Source organism: Nonomuraea sp. ZG12 (assembly GCF_052068115.1).
Taxonomy (GTDB): domain Bacteria; phylum Actinomycetota; class Actinomycetes; order Streptosporangiales; family Streptosporangiaceae; genus Nonomuraea.
The window spans coordinates 281,885-296,574 of the sequence record NZ_JBQHCW010000005.1 but is presented as its reverse complement, the minus strand read 5'-3'; the positions used below and the strand labels follow the sequence as shown (position 1 = coordinate 296,574).

Sequence of the window (14,690 nt, the reverse complement as noted above, 5' to 3'; positions counted from 1 at the left end):
GTCCGAACACCCGCCGTTCCTCGTGCTCCGTGAGATTGGCCCCGGCGTCTTCGCCTTTCACCTGGAACGACCACTTGGGCCACCGCCCAGAGGGAGCCACCATGGGCCACGGCCACCACCACCACGACCATGATCACGAGCACATCGGCGCGGCCGGTGCGGACGCGCCTCCGGCGCTCGACCTGTCCGTGCCGGACAGCGAACTGTCCCCCGCCGACTCCTCCCGCCGGGGTTTCCTGCGCCGGACCGGCCTGCTCGGCGCCGGCGCCGCCGCGACCGTGCTGTCGGTGCCGCACGCGGCCCACGCCCACGGTGTCACCCACGACCGGGACCGCGACCGGAAGGGCGGGTTCCAGTGGCTCGCCGGTGACCACCACATCCACACCCAGTACAGCTCCGACGCCCAGTACCGGGTGGTGGACCAGGCCCGGCACGCGAACGCGTACGGGCTCGACTGGATGGTCGTCACCGACCACGGCAGCGTCGCGCACGCCAAGATCGGCGTGGAGAAGGTCAATCCGGACATCGTGGCGGCGCGCGAGCAGCTCAAGGACCTGCTGATCTACCAGGGCCTGGAGTGGAACATCCCGGCCGCCGAGCACGCCACCGTCTTCGTCCACCCCGGACGCCACGAGGTGGCGGTGCTCAAGGAGTTCGAGAACGCCTACGACGGCTCGGTCAAGAGCGCCGGTGACCCCACCCCGGCCAACGAGGCGCTGGCCATCGCCGGCATCAAGTTCCTCGGCGAGCAGGTGCGCAGGCGGCGCGTCGAAGGCGCGCTCTTCCTGGCCAATCACCCGGCCCGGCGCGGGATCGACTCCCCGCACGAGGTGCGCGCCTGGCGCGACGCCGACCCCACCGTGGCCATCGGCATGGAGGGCGCCCCCGGTCACCAGGCCGCCGGCCTGCCGAGGCCGACCGCCGGACGGGCCCGCGGCTACTACGACAACAACCCGTCGGCCGCGTCGTTCCCCGGCTACCCGCTGGAGAGCTACCGCACCTGGGGCGGCTTCGACTGGATGACCGCCACCGTCGGCGGCCTCTGGGACAGCCTGCTCGCCGAGGGCCGGCCCTGGTGGATCAGCGCCAACTCCGACTCCCACGTCAACTACCTGGACACCTCCCAGCGCGGCCCCGGCAGCGACTTCAACGCCAACGGCAGGTACAACGACCCGGTGCACGGGCCGGTGCTCGACCAGGCCGGTGACTACTGGCCCGGCCAGTACAGCCGCACCCACGTCGGCGCGGACTCCTTCAGCTACCGCGCGGTGATGGACGGACTGCGCTCCGGCCGCGTCTGGGTCGACCACGGCGGCCTGATCAAGGGCCTCGACGTGCGCGCCCGGCAGGCCGGCGACCGGCGCGGGAACTCCGGCACCCCGCTGGGCGGCGTCATGCGGGTCAGGCGGGGCGCGAGCGTGGAGGTGACCATCGACATCGACCTCGCCACGATGCCGAACTGGTCGCAGTTCCTGCCCAAGCTGGCCCGCGTCGACGTGATCGCCGGACAGGTCACCGGGCCGGTATCCGACCAGGACACCTTCACCGCCCCGACCACCCGGGTGGTCAAGAGCTTCGAGGTCGGCGATGCGACCGGCCGGGTCTCCTTCACCCACTCCTTCGGCCGGGTCGGCGAGCCGTTCTACTTCCGCATCCGCGGCACGGACGGCAAGCGGAGCGCCCCCGGCCTGATGGGCGCCGACGTCGACCCCACCGGTCCCGCGCTGGACGTCGTCGGCGACGCCAACCCGTGGGACGACCTGTGGTTCTACGCCAACCCGATCTGGGTCCTGCCCAGTTGATCGGGATCAGCGCGGGGCACCGCACGGAACGGGAGGCCGAGCACTGGCTGCGCGAGAGCGTGCTGCCGCTCGGCCTGCCGGGCCTGTTCGCCTGCACCCATCTGGTACGGATCCCGTACCCGCACGTTGCGGTGAGCCTGGCGGCCGAGGGGTCGGTACGGCAGGGCGACGAGGGTGAGGTCGTCGGCCTGCCCGTCACCCCGCCGGAGCTGGCCGAGGCGGCCGCGCACGCGGCGGCCGAGCACGCGGCCCGGCGGTCCGGCAGGGCGGTGCTCTATCCCGGTGTGGAGCGCCTGGTCGGCACCCTCACCGTGGGGGAGGTGACGGCGTTGAGCGCGATCGAGCGGGTGACCCGGCTCGGCGGCCCGCCACCGGAGGCGGAGACGGTGCTGGAGACCCGTGACTTCGTCCGCCCGCACTGGCAGGACGGCGTGCTCACGCTGGTCACGATGCCGGTGGCGGGGGGACGGGTGGCGCCCTTCGAGGTGCCGGACCCCACCCCCTGCTGCGCCGACCACACCTGACAAGCGAGGCGGGTCCGGGCTCGGGATGACCGGAGGGACGTCATCCCGAGCCGCGCGCCGCTTGGCCTATCGGTCGGTCCACAGGTTCCAGAGCCAGCCCTCCGCGCACTGGTAGTGCGACCAGTGGCCTCGGTCGATCCCCTGCTGGCCGGCGGTGATGCAGTCACTGTGGAACCAGAACTTGCCCCGGTGGACGGGCAGGTCCACGGCCGCCTGGGCGCTCACGGCGTGCGGGACGGCGACCGCGGCGATCAGGAAGCCGGCGATGGTGAGCATGCGCTTCATGAGGGTTCCCTTCCTCGGGCTTCGAGCCGGAGCCCGGCTCTCCGAACACCCGAAGCCTCACCCGCCCGCCGTCCCGGGCACATGGGCCACCCGCCCCGGCCGTGCCTGCTCGTGCCCTGCTCGTGCCCTGCTCGTGCCCGGTCAGAGCGCGTTGGTGCCCTGGGCGGCCTGGTAGACGGCCATCGCCTCGTTGCCGAAGAAGGGGCCGAACATGAAATTCTGCGCGAAATCGTACTTGAAGCTGTTAACGGAGTTGAGCCAGCCGAGTCCGGTGGACTCGTCGAAGCCCTGGAACCAGCCGCCGCCACTCGATCCGCCGGTCATGTTGCAGCGCAGCCCCAGGTCGTTGGTCATGACGGTGTCGTTGAAGGAGCGCCCGCTGCAGTAGATGAGCTCCGAGCCGTCGAAGGGCGCTGCCGCCGGGTAGCCGAAGGAGTACATCTGCCGCTGTCTCGGCTGGTTGAACGCCACCCCCTGACCGCCCACGACGTCACTCAGCGTCTGGCCTTGCAGGGGCGCGACCACGGCGGCCGCGATGTCGAAATTGATGTCCTCGCGGGCGTTCCACTGCTGCGTGGTCAGCATCCTGCTGGCCACCCAGGTGCCGAACGGACGCCGGCCGTTGTCGAAGGCGGGGACGAACACCCAGTTGCGGTGGGCGGTGCCGTTCAGCTTCACGCAGTGCCCGGCGGTCATCACCACACTCTCGTTGGCGCTCGTCACGGCGGTGCCCGAGCAGGAGGAGTTCTGGCCGTCGGCGGTGGTGAAGAAGACCCGTCCGCTGGTGCGCACGATGGCGCCGTCGTCGGTCCACCGAAGGCCGGGACTGTTGGGCACCTGGGCCTGCCGGCGGGCGACGGTGGACATGGTGCCCTTGACCGCCCACGGTTTGCCCTGCGTGGCGGCGGCGCCTTGGGTGACCCAGGGGGTGCGCTGGCCGGTGGTGGTCGAGGCGCCGCGCGTGGACCAGGGGTTGCCCCGGGTCGGGCCGTTCGATCGGGTGCGCCGCGGGGCGAGGGCGTCCAGTGGCTCGGCCGCCAGCATGCGCCGCGAGGTCCAGTAGTTCGAGACGGTTCTGCGTTCCTGCCAGGAGTCGGCGGCGGACCACCGGACCGGCTGTGGATCGAGGCCGGTCGAGGCGCCGGCCTGGGCGCCCATGGGGATCAGGGCGCCTGTGACGGCCAGCGCGACGGCGGAGAGCAGGGCGACTCTGCGGTGCATGACGTACCTCCCGAAACCGGAATCTGCCGTCAGGAGGTACGCACCGCGCTTCGGATCTGCCTCAAGGTATGCAGATATGGATATAGCAGCAATACAGCGGGTATGCGGGCTGTCGCCCAGCGTGGTGGTCGATCGGCGACACTGATCCCATGACGAACCGGTTGCACCGCCCCACCCCCGACGAGCTCGACCCGGCGCAGCGTGAGCTGTACGAGACCATCACCGGCGGCCCACGCGCGGCCGGCCCGTCGCCGTTCGCCCTGGTGGACGCGGCCGGGCGGCTGAACGGGCCGTTCAACGCGATGCTGCTCGCGCCGGAGCTCGGGCAGGCGCTCCAGGCGCTCGGGGCGGCGATCCGCTACCGGTCCTCGCTCTCCCCGCGCGTCCGTGAGATGGCCGTCCTGGCGGTCGCAGCGCGGTGGGACAGTGAGTTCGAGCGCCACGCGCACGAGCCGGCCGGGCGGGCGGCCGGGCTCACCGAGGACGAGCTGGCCGCGCTGCGCGGCGGCTCGGCGCCCACGCTCGCCGACCGGGCGGAGGCGGCCGCCATGGAGCTGGTGTCGGCCCTGCTCGACGGGGACGCGGACGAGGCGACGTACACGCACGCGGTCGCCGCCGTCGGCGAGCGGGCGATCTTCGAGCTGACCACGCTGGTCGGCTACTACGCGACGCTTGCGCTGCAACTGCGCGTCTTCCGGGTCGTCTAGGGCCGGTCACTTCGGCCGATCAAGCGCGGAAGTCGATCGTTAAACCGCGATTAGGTCCTCCTCTTTCGGCATAACTCGGGTTACATTCACGGTGCTTTGCCCTCTCTTATCCCCCCACATCGACCGAAGGGAGAGGTATGAGAGCGAGAACCGCGATCGCGGCCGTAGCTGCTGCGGTGATCCTCCTGCCGGCAGGCGGTGCCCAAGCCATCGGCGGCACGGCTCCGCCGCCGGACGACCGGTTCCAGAAGGTGACGCTCAACGACAACCCGGGTGAGCCCGTCGACCTGGCGGTGTTACCGGACTCGCGGGTGCTGCACACCACCCGCGCCGGCGTGGTCTGGCTGCACGATCCGAAGACCGGCCTCAACACGGTGGCCGCCGAGCTCGACGTCTACCAGCACGACGAGGAGGGCCTGCAGAGCATCGCCCTCAGCCCCGGCTTCGGCAAGGGCTCCAAGAAGGACGACTGGGTCTACCTCTACTACTCTCCGCCGCTCGACACCCCGATCGACGACCCGGCGACGCCCGACGTCAACGAGGGCGACGCCCCCTTCACCGGCACGCCGGAGGACTTCGAGCCCTTCAAGGGGCTGATCCGGCTGTCCCGGTTCCGCCTCACCGGCTCCACCCTCGACCTCCGCACCGAGCAGCGCGTGCTCGACGTGCCGGTGGACCGTGGCATCTGCTGCCACGTCGGCGGGGACATCGTCTTCGACGCCCACGGCAACCTCTACCTGTCGACGGGCGACGACACCAACCCGTTCTTCTCCGACGGCTACACCCCGATCGACGAGCGGGCCGACCGGAACCCCGCCTTCGACGCCCAGCGCAGCTCCGGCAACACCAACGACCTGCGCGGCAAGATCCTGCGCGTCAAGGTCGGCTCGGACGGGTCCTACACGATCCCCCGGGGCAACCTCTTCCGGCCCGGCACGGCGCGCACCCGGCCCGAGATCTACGCGATGGGCCTGCGCAATCCCTTCCGGATCGAGCTGAACCGGTCCACCGGCGAGCTGTACGTCGCCGACTACTCGCCGGACGCGGGCGAGGCCGATCCGCAGCGCGGCCCGGCGGGAACCGGCAAGTGGATGACGATCCGCAAGGCCGGTAATTACGGCTGGCCGTATTGCGCGACCGCGCAGCTCCCTTACACCGACTACGACTTCGCGACCGAGACGTCGGGCGAGCCGTTCAGCTGCACCGCGCCGGTGAACGAGTCACCGCACAACACCGGCCTGCGCGAGCTGCCACCGGTCTCCCAGCCGGACGTGTGGTACTCCTACGGCGCGTCGCAGGAGTTCCCGGAGCTCGGCACCGGCGGCATCGGCCCGATGGCCGGACCCGCGTACGACTACGACCCGCGTGACGCGCGCGGTCGCGCGACCGTGGCCTGGCCGCGCCACTACGACGGCGTCCCGCTGTTCTACGAGTGGACCCGCGACTACGTCAAGGCGTTTCACCAGGACGGGCGGCGGATCGAGGACGTGCTCCCGTCGATCGTCTTCGACAACCCGATCGACCTGGAGTTCGGCCCCGACGGCGCCCTCTACGTGCTGGAGTACGGCGACGGCTACTTCCGGGAGAACCCGGACGCCCAGCTGGCACGGATCGACTACATCGGCCGCGACGGAAACCACTCGCCTCTCCCGGTGGCCTCGGCGTCGGTGACCGCCGGCCACGCGCCGCTCACCGTCCAGTTCACCAGCGAGGGCACGACCGACCCGGACGGCGACAGGCTCCAGTACGCGTGGGACTTCGACGCCGACGGCAGGGTCGACTCCCGCAGGGCGGAGGCGTCGTACACCTTCGAGAAGAACGGCCTGTACAACGCCACGCTCAGGGTCAGCGACAGCCGTGGCCGGTCCGCCGCCACGTCGGTGCGGATCGTGATCGGCAACGCCACCCCGGTCGTGGAGCTGGTCCGCCCCGCCACCGGAGACGCGTTCGCCTTCGGCGACGTGGTCGAGTTCGAGGTGCGGGTCACCGACGACCAGCCGGTGGACTGCGCCCGCGTGACCGTGGACTACATCCTCGGCCATGACGACCACGGCCACGGCCAGTCCACGGCCCGCGGCTGCACGGGATCCATCCAGACCACCGTGCCGAGCGGGCACGACCCGGGAACCGACGACCTCACCGGCGTCTTCGTCGCCAGTTACACCGACTCCGGCGAAGGCGACCTGCCTCCGTTGACCGGCACCGCCAGGGTCGTTCTGGATCCCACCCCCTAGGAAGAGGAGATATCCATGTGCTACGGCTACGGCCCCAGCAGGCGGTCCCTGCTCGCCGCGGGCCTCGGGCTGGGGGCGGCCGCCGTCGCCGCCGCCTCTCCCGCCGCGGCGGCGCACCCCGACCGCCCCGGCTGGCGCCGCCACATCCCCCCGAGCCAGATCAGCATGCAGCTGTGGACGGTGCGCGACGACCTGGCCAAGAACTACGACACCACCCTCCAGTACCTGGCGGAGATCGGCTATCCGAGGATCGAGGTCGCGCTGGGCTACTTCGGCCGTACGGCTCAGCAGCTCCGCGAGTTCCTGGACGGGCTGGGCATCCGCGCCACGTCCAGCCATGACGGCATCGCCCCCGACGCCGCCGCCCTGGACACGAAGATCCAGAACGCGCTGACGCTCGGCCAGAAGTACATGGTGGTGCCGTACCTGGCCTCCGACAGCCTGGACCAGTGGAAGACGTGGGCCGAGCAGATGAACGTCGAGGCGGCGGCCGCCCGGCGGGCCGGTCTTCGGTACGGCTACCACAACCACGCCCACGAGTTCACCACCGACCTCGGCGGCGGGAAGACGCCGTGGGACGTGCTCACCTCCGAGCTCGACCCGCGCCTGGTCCACCTGGAGATCGACCTCTACTGGGCGGTCACCGGCGGCGTCGGGCGCGGCGCCCCTGACCCGGTGCGCTTCGCCCTCGACGTCATCCGCAAGGCGCCGCAGCGCGTCCTGCAATTCCACGTCAAGGACCGGCACCTGGACGGCGACATGGCCGACCTCGGCACCGGGACCATCGATTTCCGGCGCATTTTCGACAAACACCGGGTGCAGGAGTACATCGTGGAGAACGACACCCCCGATGTCACTCCTGAGCAGACCTCGCGAGTCGGATACCGCTATCTGCGCAGGGTGAAGTTCTAGTACGCATGCCGCCGGACCCGGCCACCGCGCCGGGTCCGGCGCGGCTGATCGAAGACCGGACTCAGCCGGCCGAGGCGAGGTGGCAGGACACCTGATGTCCCGGCGCGAGCTCCACCGGCTCCGGAGTCCGCTCGGCGCACACGTCCACCGCGACCGGGCAGCGCGGGTGGAAGGAGCAGCCGCGCGGCGGGTCGAGCGGGCTCGGCGGCTCGCCTTCCAGCAGGTCGTCCAGGCTCCCGCGCAGGGCGGGATCCGGCACGGGCGCGGCCGCGTGCAGGGCCAGGGTGTACGGATGGGCGGCGTGGGCGTACACCCGGTCCTGAGGGCCGGTCTCGACCACGCGCCCGAGGTACATCACCGCGACCCGGTCGGCCAGGTGGCTCACCACGCTCAGGTCGTGCGCGATGAACACGTACGCCAGCCCGAACTCCCCGCGCAGCCGCTCCAGGAGGTTCACGATCTGTGCCTGCACCGAGACGTCGAGCGCCGACACCGGCTCGTCGCACACCAGCACCTCGGGCCGCAGGGCCAGCGCCCTGGCGATGCCGACCCGCTGCCGCTGCCCGCCGGACAGCTGGTGCGGGTAGCGGTCGCCGTGGTCGGGGTTGAGCCCGACCACCTCCAGCAGCTCGCGCACGCGCCGGTCGCGCTCACCGCGCGGCGCGAGGTCGGGATTGACGTCGTACGGCTCCCGCACCGCCGCCGCGACCGTCATCCGGGGGTCGAGGGAGCCCGACGGGTCCTGGAAGATGAGCTGGACGTGCCGCCTGGCCCGGCGCAGCTCGCCGCCGCGCAGGTCGCTCAGCGGCATGCCGAGCACGTCCACCCGCCCCGAGGTGGGCCGTTCGTGCGCGGTGAGCATGCGCGCCAGCGTGGACTTGCCGCAGCCGGACTCGCCGACGATGCCGAGCGTCTCCCCGGCCCGCAGTTCCAGGCTGACGCCGTCCACCGCCTTGAGCACGCCCACGGTGCGGCGCATCGGCCCGCGCCGGACGGGGAAGTGCTTGACCAGGTCGGTGACGCGGAGCACGGTCTCGCTCATGCGCTGCCCACCCTTTCCCACTCGTGGCAGGCGGTGAGCCTGCCGTCGCCGAGGTCGTGTTCCGGGGGCGCCTGCTCGCAGGCGTCGGCGCCGTACCGGCAGCGGGGGCGGAAGCGGCAGCCGGGGTCGGGCACGGACAGGTCCGGCGGCGCGCCCGGGATGACCGGCAGCCGCTGCCCGCGCAGGTGCGGGCGGGGGATGGCGCCGAGCAGCGCCTCGGTGTACGGATGGCGGGGCGCGGCGTAGATCTGGCCGGTGGTGGCCTGCTCGACGACGCGGCCCGCGTACATGACGGCGACCTGGTCGGCGACCTGGGCGACCACGGACATGTCGTGCGTGATGAGCACCAGCGCGGTGCCGTGCTCCCGCTGGATCTCGGCGAGCAGGCGGAGGATCTGCGCCTGGACGGTGACGTCGAGCGCGGTGGTGGGCTCGTCGGCGATGATGACGTCCGGCCGCAGCGCGATGGCCAGGGCGATGCCGACCCGCTGGCGCATGCCGCCGGAGAACTGGTGCGGGTAGTCGCCGGCGCGCCGCGCGGCGGCCGGGATGCGCACCTGCCCGAGCACGTCCACGGCCGCGCGCCGGGCCTCGGCGCGGGACATGCCGCGATGCTCCCGGAACAGCTCGGCGATCTGGTAGCCGACGCTGAGCACCGGGTTGAGCGCCGACAGCGCGTCCTGGAAGACCATGGAGATCGTGGTGGAGCGCAGCTTGCGCCGCTGCTCCTCCGGCAGCGCGAGCAGATCCTGTCCGTGCAGGAGTACGGTTCCGGCCGTGACCTGGCCTCGGGGCGGCCTGACCAGGCCCATGATCGCCCGGGCGGTCACGCTCTTGCCGCTGCCCGACTCGCCGAGAAGGGCGAGGGTCTGCCCGGCGGCGACGGAGAAGCCCACGCCGTTGACGACGTGCGTGGCGCCGAAGCGCACGTGCAGGCCGGACACGGCGAGGATGGGTGGCTCTGGCACGACGGCTCCTAGCTCAACCGGGGGTCGAAGGCGTCGCGCATCGCGTCGCCGATCAGGACGAAGCCGAGCACCGTCACGGTCAGGAACAGCGACGGGAAGATCAGCAGGTGGGGTGCGGTGGTGAAGTACTGCTGGGCGGTGTTGAGCTGGACGCCCCACGAGATGGCCGGGGTGCGCAGGCCGACGCCGAGGAAGGTGAGGGCCGACTCCGAGGCGATGACGGTGCCGATGCTCACCCCGGCGAGCACCCCGACGGGGCCGAAGGAGTTGGGCAGCACATGGCGCAGCAGCACGCGCGGGGTGCTCGCGCCGACGCCGCGGGCGGCGGCGACGTACTCGCTGGCGGACGTGGCCAGCACCGAGCCGCGCATGACGCGGGTCAGCGTCGGCCAGCCGAACAGGACGAGCACGGCCGCGACCGTGACCTCGTTGTGCACGCTGAGCATCTGCAGGATGACGATCATGCCGACGAGGGCGGGGAAGCCGAAGAACACGTCCGTGATCCGGCCGATGACGGCGTCCACCCAGCCCCTGAAGTACCCGGCCAGGCAGCCCAGCAGGACGGCGATCGCCAGCATGCCCGCGGTGGCGAGCACGGCCACCAGGACCGACGAGCGGGCGCCGTACACGACGTTGCTGTAGAGGTCGCAGCCCTGGATGTCGAAGCCGAACGGGTGCCCCGCGCTGGGCGGCTGCCCGCTGCGGGACAGCTCGCACGCGCGCGGGTCACCGGCGCCGAACCAGCCGGCGAACAGCTGGGGGAAGGCGGCCATCGCGCACACCAGCACGGTCACCACGGCGGCGACCAGGAACGCGGGCCTGCGGAGCAGCGAGCGCCACGGCCCGTCCCGGCGGGCGGCCGGGGCCTCAGCCGAGGCGGATACGAGGGTCGAGAAGGCCATAGAGCAGATCCACCAGAAGGTTGACCAACAGGAACACGATGACGAGGACGGTCCCGATGCCGACGACGACCGGGCCGTCGTGCTGCGGGATCGCGGTGTAGATCTGATAGCCGAGGCCGGGCAGGTTGAAGATGCCCTCGATGAGCACGGTCCCGCCCAGCAGATAGCCGAGGCTGACGCCGAGCAGGGAGACCACCGGGATCAGCGAGTTGCGCACCACGTGCCGGGACAGGACGGCCAGGCGGGGCAGGCCCTTGGCGACGGCGGTGTCGACGTGCTCGGCGCCGAGGCTGTCCAGCACGCTGGTCCGGGTCAGCCGGGCCACCTCCGGCAGCCCGTATAGGGCCAGGACCAGGCCGGGCATCAGGTACGCCAGCGGCCAGCCGGCGTCGGTGCCGGAGGTCGGCAGCCAGCCGAGCTGCACGCCGAAGATGATCTGGGCGACATAGGCGACGACGAAGAACGGCACGCCCATGATGAGCGTGGTGCCCGCCAGGATGACCATGTCGGTGCTGCCCCGCCGGACCGCGGCGAGCACGCCCAGCAGCACCCCGGCTGTCGCCATCATGAGCCAGGCGGTGACGCCGAGCTGGACGGTGACGGGCCAGCCGGCGGCGATGATCTCGGCCACCGGCCGGCCGCTGAAGCTGGTGCCGAGGTCGCCGGACAGCAGGCCCCGCAGGTAGAGGCCGTACTGCACGAACAGCGGCTCGTCCAGGTGGAACTGTTCGCGCAGCGCCTGCGCGACCGAGGGCGAGATCGCCTGGTTGGGCCCGGCCAGCGCCCGGATGGGGTCACCGGGCAGGGCGTAGACCGCCATGAAGATGATGAAGGTGGTGCCGAGCAGGACGGGGATCGCCATGACCGTCCTGCGCAGCACGTAGGCGCCCACCTCAGCCGACCTTGACCGCCGCCAGCCGCACGCCGCCCAGGAACTCGGGCGTGACCCCGCTGATCTTGGCCGAGTGGGCCAGCGCGCCGGTGGGCTGGAAGAGCGGTGACAGCGGCAGGTCCTTGAGCGCCTGGGCGGTGGCCTGCTGGGTGACGGACAGCACCTGGTCCTCGGGGACGTCGGCGGCCTTGGCCATCAGGTCCGCGAAGGCCGCGCTGTCGTAGCCGGTGACGTTGGCGGCCGATCCCTTGGTGAACAGCTGGTCGGCCAGCGCGTACAGGTGCGGGTACCCGGCGCCCATGTAGAGCAGGACGGGACCGTCGATCTTCTGCGCGTCGAGGTTCGGGTAGAGCTGGTCGACCGGCTGCGCCTGGGTGGTGATCGCCTCGATGCCGAGGTTGGTGCGCAGCTGGTTGGCGATGGCCTCCAGGATGGTGGAGTTCAGCGGGTCCTGGTAGGTCCAGAGCTTGAGCGGGCCGTCCCAGCCGCCCGCCTCGGCCAGCAGCGTCTTGGCCTTGGCCGGGTCGTAGGAGCACACCTCGCAGTCGGCCTCGCCGCCGCCCGGGACGGCGGTCCCGGCCAGGCCCTTGGCCGGCGAGCCGAACCCGCGCAGCAGCGTCTTGACGATGGTGTCGCGGTCCACGGCATGGGAGAAGGCCTGCCGCGTCTTCAGGTCGGCGAAGCGCTTGTCCCACATCGGGAAGCCGAGGTAGATCACGGCGGGGAAGGGCACCTGCACGAGCCGGTCCTTGAACTGCGTCGAGGCGCTCGGCAGGTTGTTGCCGGTGACGAGGGTGACGTCCAGGGCGCCGGACTGCAGGTCGCGGTAGGCGGCGTTCTCGTCCTGGTAGGACTTGACCTCGATGCGCTCGGACTGGCCCTGGTCGCCCTGGTAGGCGGCGAACCGCTTGAGCGCGATCTTGGTGGCCCCGGTCGTCACGCCGGCGCCGTCGATCTGGTACGGCCCGTTGCCGACGGGCTTGAGGTCGAAGGCGTTCAGGTCGGCGAAGGCCGCCTTCGGCATCGGCGCGAAGGGCGCCTGCGCCAGCATGTACGGCAGCAGCGACAGCGGCTTGTCCAGCGTGACCTTCAGCGTGGTCGGGTCGACGACCTCCACGCCGGACAGCGTCTTGGTCTTGGGCTCGCCCTTGGCCGGGTTGAGGTCGGTGTAGCCCTTGAAGGGGATGAACATGTAGTTGTTGGTGGCGGCGTTCGGCCCGTAGGCGGTCGAGTTCCACGAGTCGGCGAAGGACTGCGCGGTCACCGCCTCGCCGTTGTGGAACGTCCAGCCGGCGTTGAGCTTGATCGTCCAGGTGGTGTTGTCGGTCGTCTCGATGGAGGCGGCCACGGCGTTGACCGCCTTGCCGGTGGCCGGGTCGACCCGGGTGAGCGGGGTGAACAGGGCGGAGTCCAGGTTGCTGCCCGTGGCCTTGCCCGGCGAGAGGTGCGTCAGGAAGTAGGAGGTCACCCCCACCGAATAGGCCGACGGCCCGGCGGTGGCGCCACCACTTCCACCCTGCCCTGCCGAGCAGGCCGTGACGGTGAGCGTGATCGCGAGGAGTGCCCCCGCCCATCCGCGGCGTGATCGAAGTGTCATGTGTGACCTCCAGGGGCGCTGTGGGGGAGGGCACGAGAGTCCCACAGCGCTCCCAGGCGTGACATTGTCGAGAGAGTTGAACCCGGACGGGTGCCTTTGTCACATGGAACAGCGGGTGAACAGCGAAGGCGAACGGTGGGTCCACCGGCCGCCGAGCAGAGTCCCGACGATCTCGATGCCGCGCAGCCCGGCCGGGCCGAGGTCGGCCGGATCGGACGCGGTGAGCATCAGATCGGCGGGATCGCCCGGCCGCACCCCCGCCCTGCCCCTGCTGGCGGCGGGCAGCGCCGCGGACAGGGGGATCGCCTGCTCGGGATGCCAGGGGGCGCGGTCGTCGTCGGTCCTGGAGATCGCCGAGGCGATGCCGTCCCAGGGGTCCAGCGGCGAGACCGGCGCGTCCGAGCCGAGCTCCAGCCGCGCGCCCGCCGCCAGGAGGTCGGCGTAGGCGAAGGCCCGGCCGGTCCTGCCGTGCCAGTGCAGGTCGGCCACGTCCCTGTCGTCGGGCGCGTGCGCGGGCTGCACCCCCGCCACCAGTCCCGGCTTGGCGAACCGGGCGAAGTCCGCAGGTCGGAGCAGCTGGGCGTGCTCGATCCGGCCGGGGCACCCGACGCTGTCGAAGGCGTCCAGCGCGATGCCCGCCGCCAGGTCGCCGATGGCGTGCACGGCCGGATGCAGGCCGTGCACGAAGGCCCGCGCCATCGTGGCGCGCAGGTCCTCCGGCGGGGTCTCCAGCAGCCCGTGCGAGCTCGTGCCCGGGTAGGGGCTCTCGCAGTAGGCAGTCCTGGTGTTCAGCGAGCCGTCCACGAAGATCTTCAGCGGCCCGACCTCCAGCAGGCCGCCGGAGCCCGCCACGACGTCACCGGTGCGCAGACCTCGGTCGATGGCCTCCTCCAGCCGCCCCTTGGGGATCGTGCAGGTGACCCGCACGTCCAGGCGGTGCTCGCGGCCCCGCCGGGCCCAGTCGGTGACGTTGTCGGCCAGCTCGAAGTCCTGCATCCCGACGACGCCTCGCGCGGCGGCGGCCGTGGTCGCCTCGGCCACCCAGCGGTCCAGCTCGGCCGCCGGCGGCGGGGGCAGCTCGGCCACCGCCGTGTAGCACTCCTGCTCGCGCAGCACCCCGGTCGGGTGATCACCCCTGCCGATGAGGGTCAGCGCGGCGGGGCTGAGCCAGGCGGTGTGCAGGTCCTTGCTGATCATCACGATGGGTCTGCCGGGGGCCGCGGCCTCCAGCATCGCCTTGCCGGGGGTGTCGGGCCACAGCCCGTCGCGGAATCCGTACCCCACACTGAGCCCCGAGCAGGGCAGCATCAGGGAGACGGCTTCGCGCGCCGAGCGCGCGCCGCTGAGGTCGACGCGGCGGCGGGCCTGCGCCCACTGGACGGCGTGCACGTGCGCGTCCCACAGTCCGGGCAGCAGCGTGGCGCCCTGAACGTCCACCGACTCGTCGGCGGGAGGCGGCTCGGCGCTCACCTCGGTGACGCGGCCGCCGGCGATCAGGACGTGGCGGATCGGCCCGCGCGGGCCCATCCGCGCGTTGCGCAGCAAGAGAGAGGACAGCGAGAGAGAGGAGGACATGGCCATGACGTTAGGAGTGAGGGCACCGC

The 14,690-nt window shown here is 71.7% G+C and carries 13 protein-coding genes; 5 read left to right on the top strand and 8 right to left on the bottom strand.

Features of this window, described 5'->3' with window-relative positions; translation table 11 throughout:
* The first annotated feature begins 101 nt into the window (after positions 1-101).
* Positions 102-1,802: a PHP domain-containing protein gene (locus tag ACTMTF_RS18005; RefSeq protein WP_397007465.1), complete on the top strand. Its 1,701-nt coding sequence runs from the start codon at positions 102-104 to the stop codon at positions 1,800-1,802.
* Positions 1,799-2,326: a hypothetical protein gene (locus ACTMTF_RS18000; protein WP_441111706.1), complete on the top strand. Its 528-nt coding sequence runs from the start codon at positions 1,799-1,801 to the stop codon at positions 2,324-2,326. Before ACTMTF_RS18005 ends, ACTMTF_RS18000 begins: the two co-directional genes overlap by 4 nt.
* A 66-nt stretch (positions 2,327-2,392) precedes the next feature.
* On the opposite strand, the gene ACTMTF_RS17995 is transcribed toward ACTMTF_RS18000, so the two are convergent.
* Positions 2,393-2,611 carry a hypothetical protein gene (locus tag ACTMTF_RS17995; protein ID WP_397007461.1) on the bottom strand — a complete coding sequence of 73 codons (219 nt, stop codon included), beginning with the start codon at positions 2,609-2,611 and terminating at the stop codon, positions 2,393-2,395.
* A gap of 141 nt (positions 2,612-2,752) precedes the next feature.
* Entirely contained in the window at positions 2,753-3,832 is a 1,080-nt protein-coding gene (locus tag ACTMTF_RS17990; protein WP_441111705.1) for a trypsin-like serine peptidase, read from the bottom strand.
* Between the two features lie 149 nt (positions 3,833-3,981).
* On the opposite strand from ACTMTF_RS17990, the gene ACTMTF_RS17985 reads away from it, so the two are divergent.
* From ACTMTF_RS17985 to ACTMTF_RS17975, 3 genes are all read left to right on the top strand, one after another.
* Entirely contained in the window at positions 3,982-4,539 is a 558-nt protein-coding gene (locus tag ACTMTF_RS17985; protein WP_441111704.1) for a carboxymuconolactone decarboxylase family protein, read from the top strand.
* Positions 4,540-4,676: 137 nt separating this feature from the next.
* Positions 4,677-6,773 (top strand): PQQ-dependent sugar dehydrogenase, encoded by a 2,097-nt coding sequence (locus ACTMTF_RS17980; protein WP_441111703.1) that lies wholly within the window; start codon positions 4,677-4,679, stop codon positions 6,771-6,773.
* Between the two features lie 15 nt (positions 6,774-6,788).
* A complete protein-coding gene (locus ACTMTF_RS17975; RefSeq protein WP_441111702.1) occupies positions 6,789-7,685 on the top strand; it encodes a sugar phosphate isomerase/epimerase family protein in 897 nt (298 codons plus the stop codon).
* Positions 7,686-7,746: 61 nt separating this feature from the next.
* On the opposite strand, the gene ACTMTF_RS17970 is transcribed toward ACTMTF_RS17975, so the two are convergent.
* The 6 genes from ACTMTF_RS17970 to ACTMTF_RS17945 all read right to left on the bottom strand — a co-directional run bounded on the left by ACTMTF_RS17970 (position 7,747) and on the right by ACTMTF_RS17945 (position 14,661).
* Positions 7,747-8,727: an ABC transporter ATP-binding protein gene (locus ACTMTF_RS17970; RefSeq protein ID WP_397007447.1), complete on the bottom strand. Its 981-nt coding sequence runs from the start codon at positions 8,725-8,727 to the stop codon at positions 7,747-7,749.
* Positions 8,724-9,695, bottom strand: coding sequence for an ABC transporter ATP-binding protein (locus tag ACTMTF_RS17965; RefSeq protein ID WP_441111701.1), 972 nt, complete (start codon positions 9,693-9,695; stop codon positions 8,724-8,726). The genes ACTMTF_RS17970 and ACTMTF_RS17965 overlap by 4 nt, the downstream gene beginning before the upstream one ends.
* A gap of 8 nt (positions 9,696-9,703) precedes the next feature.
* On the bottom strand, positions 9,704-10,597 hold the full coding sequence (locus ACTMTF_RS17960) for an ABC transporter permease (RefSeq protein ID WP_397007443.1): 894 nt from the start codon (positions 10,595-10,597) through the stop codon (positions 9,704-9,706).
* Positions 10,563-11,489 carry an ABC transporter permease gene (locus tag ACTMTF_RS17955; protein WP_441111700.1) on the bottom strand — a complete coding sequence of 309 codons (927 nt, stop codon included), beginning with the start codon at positions 11,487-11,489 and terminating at the stop codon, positions 10,563-10,565. Before ACTMTF_RS17955 ends, ACTMTF_RS17960 begins: the two co-directional genes overlap by 35 nt.
* A 1-nt stretch (position 11,490) precedes the next feature.
* Positions 11,491-13,086 (bottom strand): peptide ABC transporter substrate-binding protein, encoded by a 1,596-nt coding sequence (locus ACTMTF_RS17950; protein ID WP_441111699.1) that lies wholly within the window; start codon positions 13,084-13,086, stop codon positions 11,491-11,493.
* 99 nt (positions 13,087-13,185) lie between these two features.
* Positions 13,186-14,661 carry an amidohydrolase gene (locus ACTMTF_RS17945; RefSeq protein WP_441111698.1) on the bottom strand — a complete coding sequence of 492 codons (1,476 nt, stop codon included), beginning with the start codon at positions 14,659-14,661 and terminating at the stop codon, positions 13,186-13,188.
* Between the last annotated feature and the right edge of the window lie 29 nt (positions 14,662-14,690).

Excerpts from the sequence above, each read along its gene's own strand:
- ACTMTF_RS18005 (WP_397007465.1), top strand. The coding sequence starts at position 102 with ATGGGCCACGGCCACCACCACCACGACCATGATCACGAGCACATCGGC.
- ACTMTF_RS17990 (WP_441111705.1), bottom strand. The coding sequence starts at position 3,832 with ATGCACCGCAGAGTCGCCCTGCTCTCCGCCGTCGCGCTGGCCGTCACA.
- ACTMTF_RS17980 (WP_441111703.1), top strand. The coding sequence starts at position 4,677 with ATGAGAGCGAGAACCGCGATCGCGGCCGTAGCTGCTGCGGTGATCCTC.
- ACTMTF_RS17945 (WP_441111698.1), bottom strand. The coding sequence starts at position 14,661 with ATGTCCTCCTCTCTCTCGCTGTCCTCTCTCTTGCTGCGCAACGCGCGG.
- ACTMTF_RS17975 (WP_441111702.1), top strand. The coding sequence starts at position 6,789 with ATGTGCTACGGCTACGGCCCCAGCAGGCGGTCCCTGCTCGCCGCGGGC.
- ACTMTF_RS17995 (WP_397007461.1), bottom strand. The coding sequence starts at position 2,611 with ATGAAGCGCATGCTCACCATCGCCGGCTTCCTGATCGCCGCGGTCGCC.
- ACTMTF_RS17960 (WP_397007443.1), bottom strand. The coding sequence starts at position 10,597 with ATGGCCTTCTCGACCCTCGTATCCGCCTCGGCTGAGGCCCCGGCCGCC.
- ACTMTF_RS17970 (WP_397007447.1), bottom strand. The coding sequence starts at position 8,727 with ATGAGCGAGACCGTGCTCCGCGTCACCGACCTGGTCAAGCACTTCCCC.
- ACTMTF_RS17950 (WP_441111699.1), bottom strand. The coding sequence starts at position 13,086 with ATGACACTTCGATCACGCCGCGGATGGGCGGGGGCACTCCTCGCGATC.
- ACTMTF_RS17985 (WP_441111704.1), top strand. The coding sequence starts at position 3,982 with ATGACGAACCGGTTGCACCGCCCCACCCCCGACGAGCTCGACCCGGCG.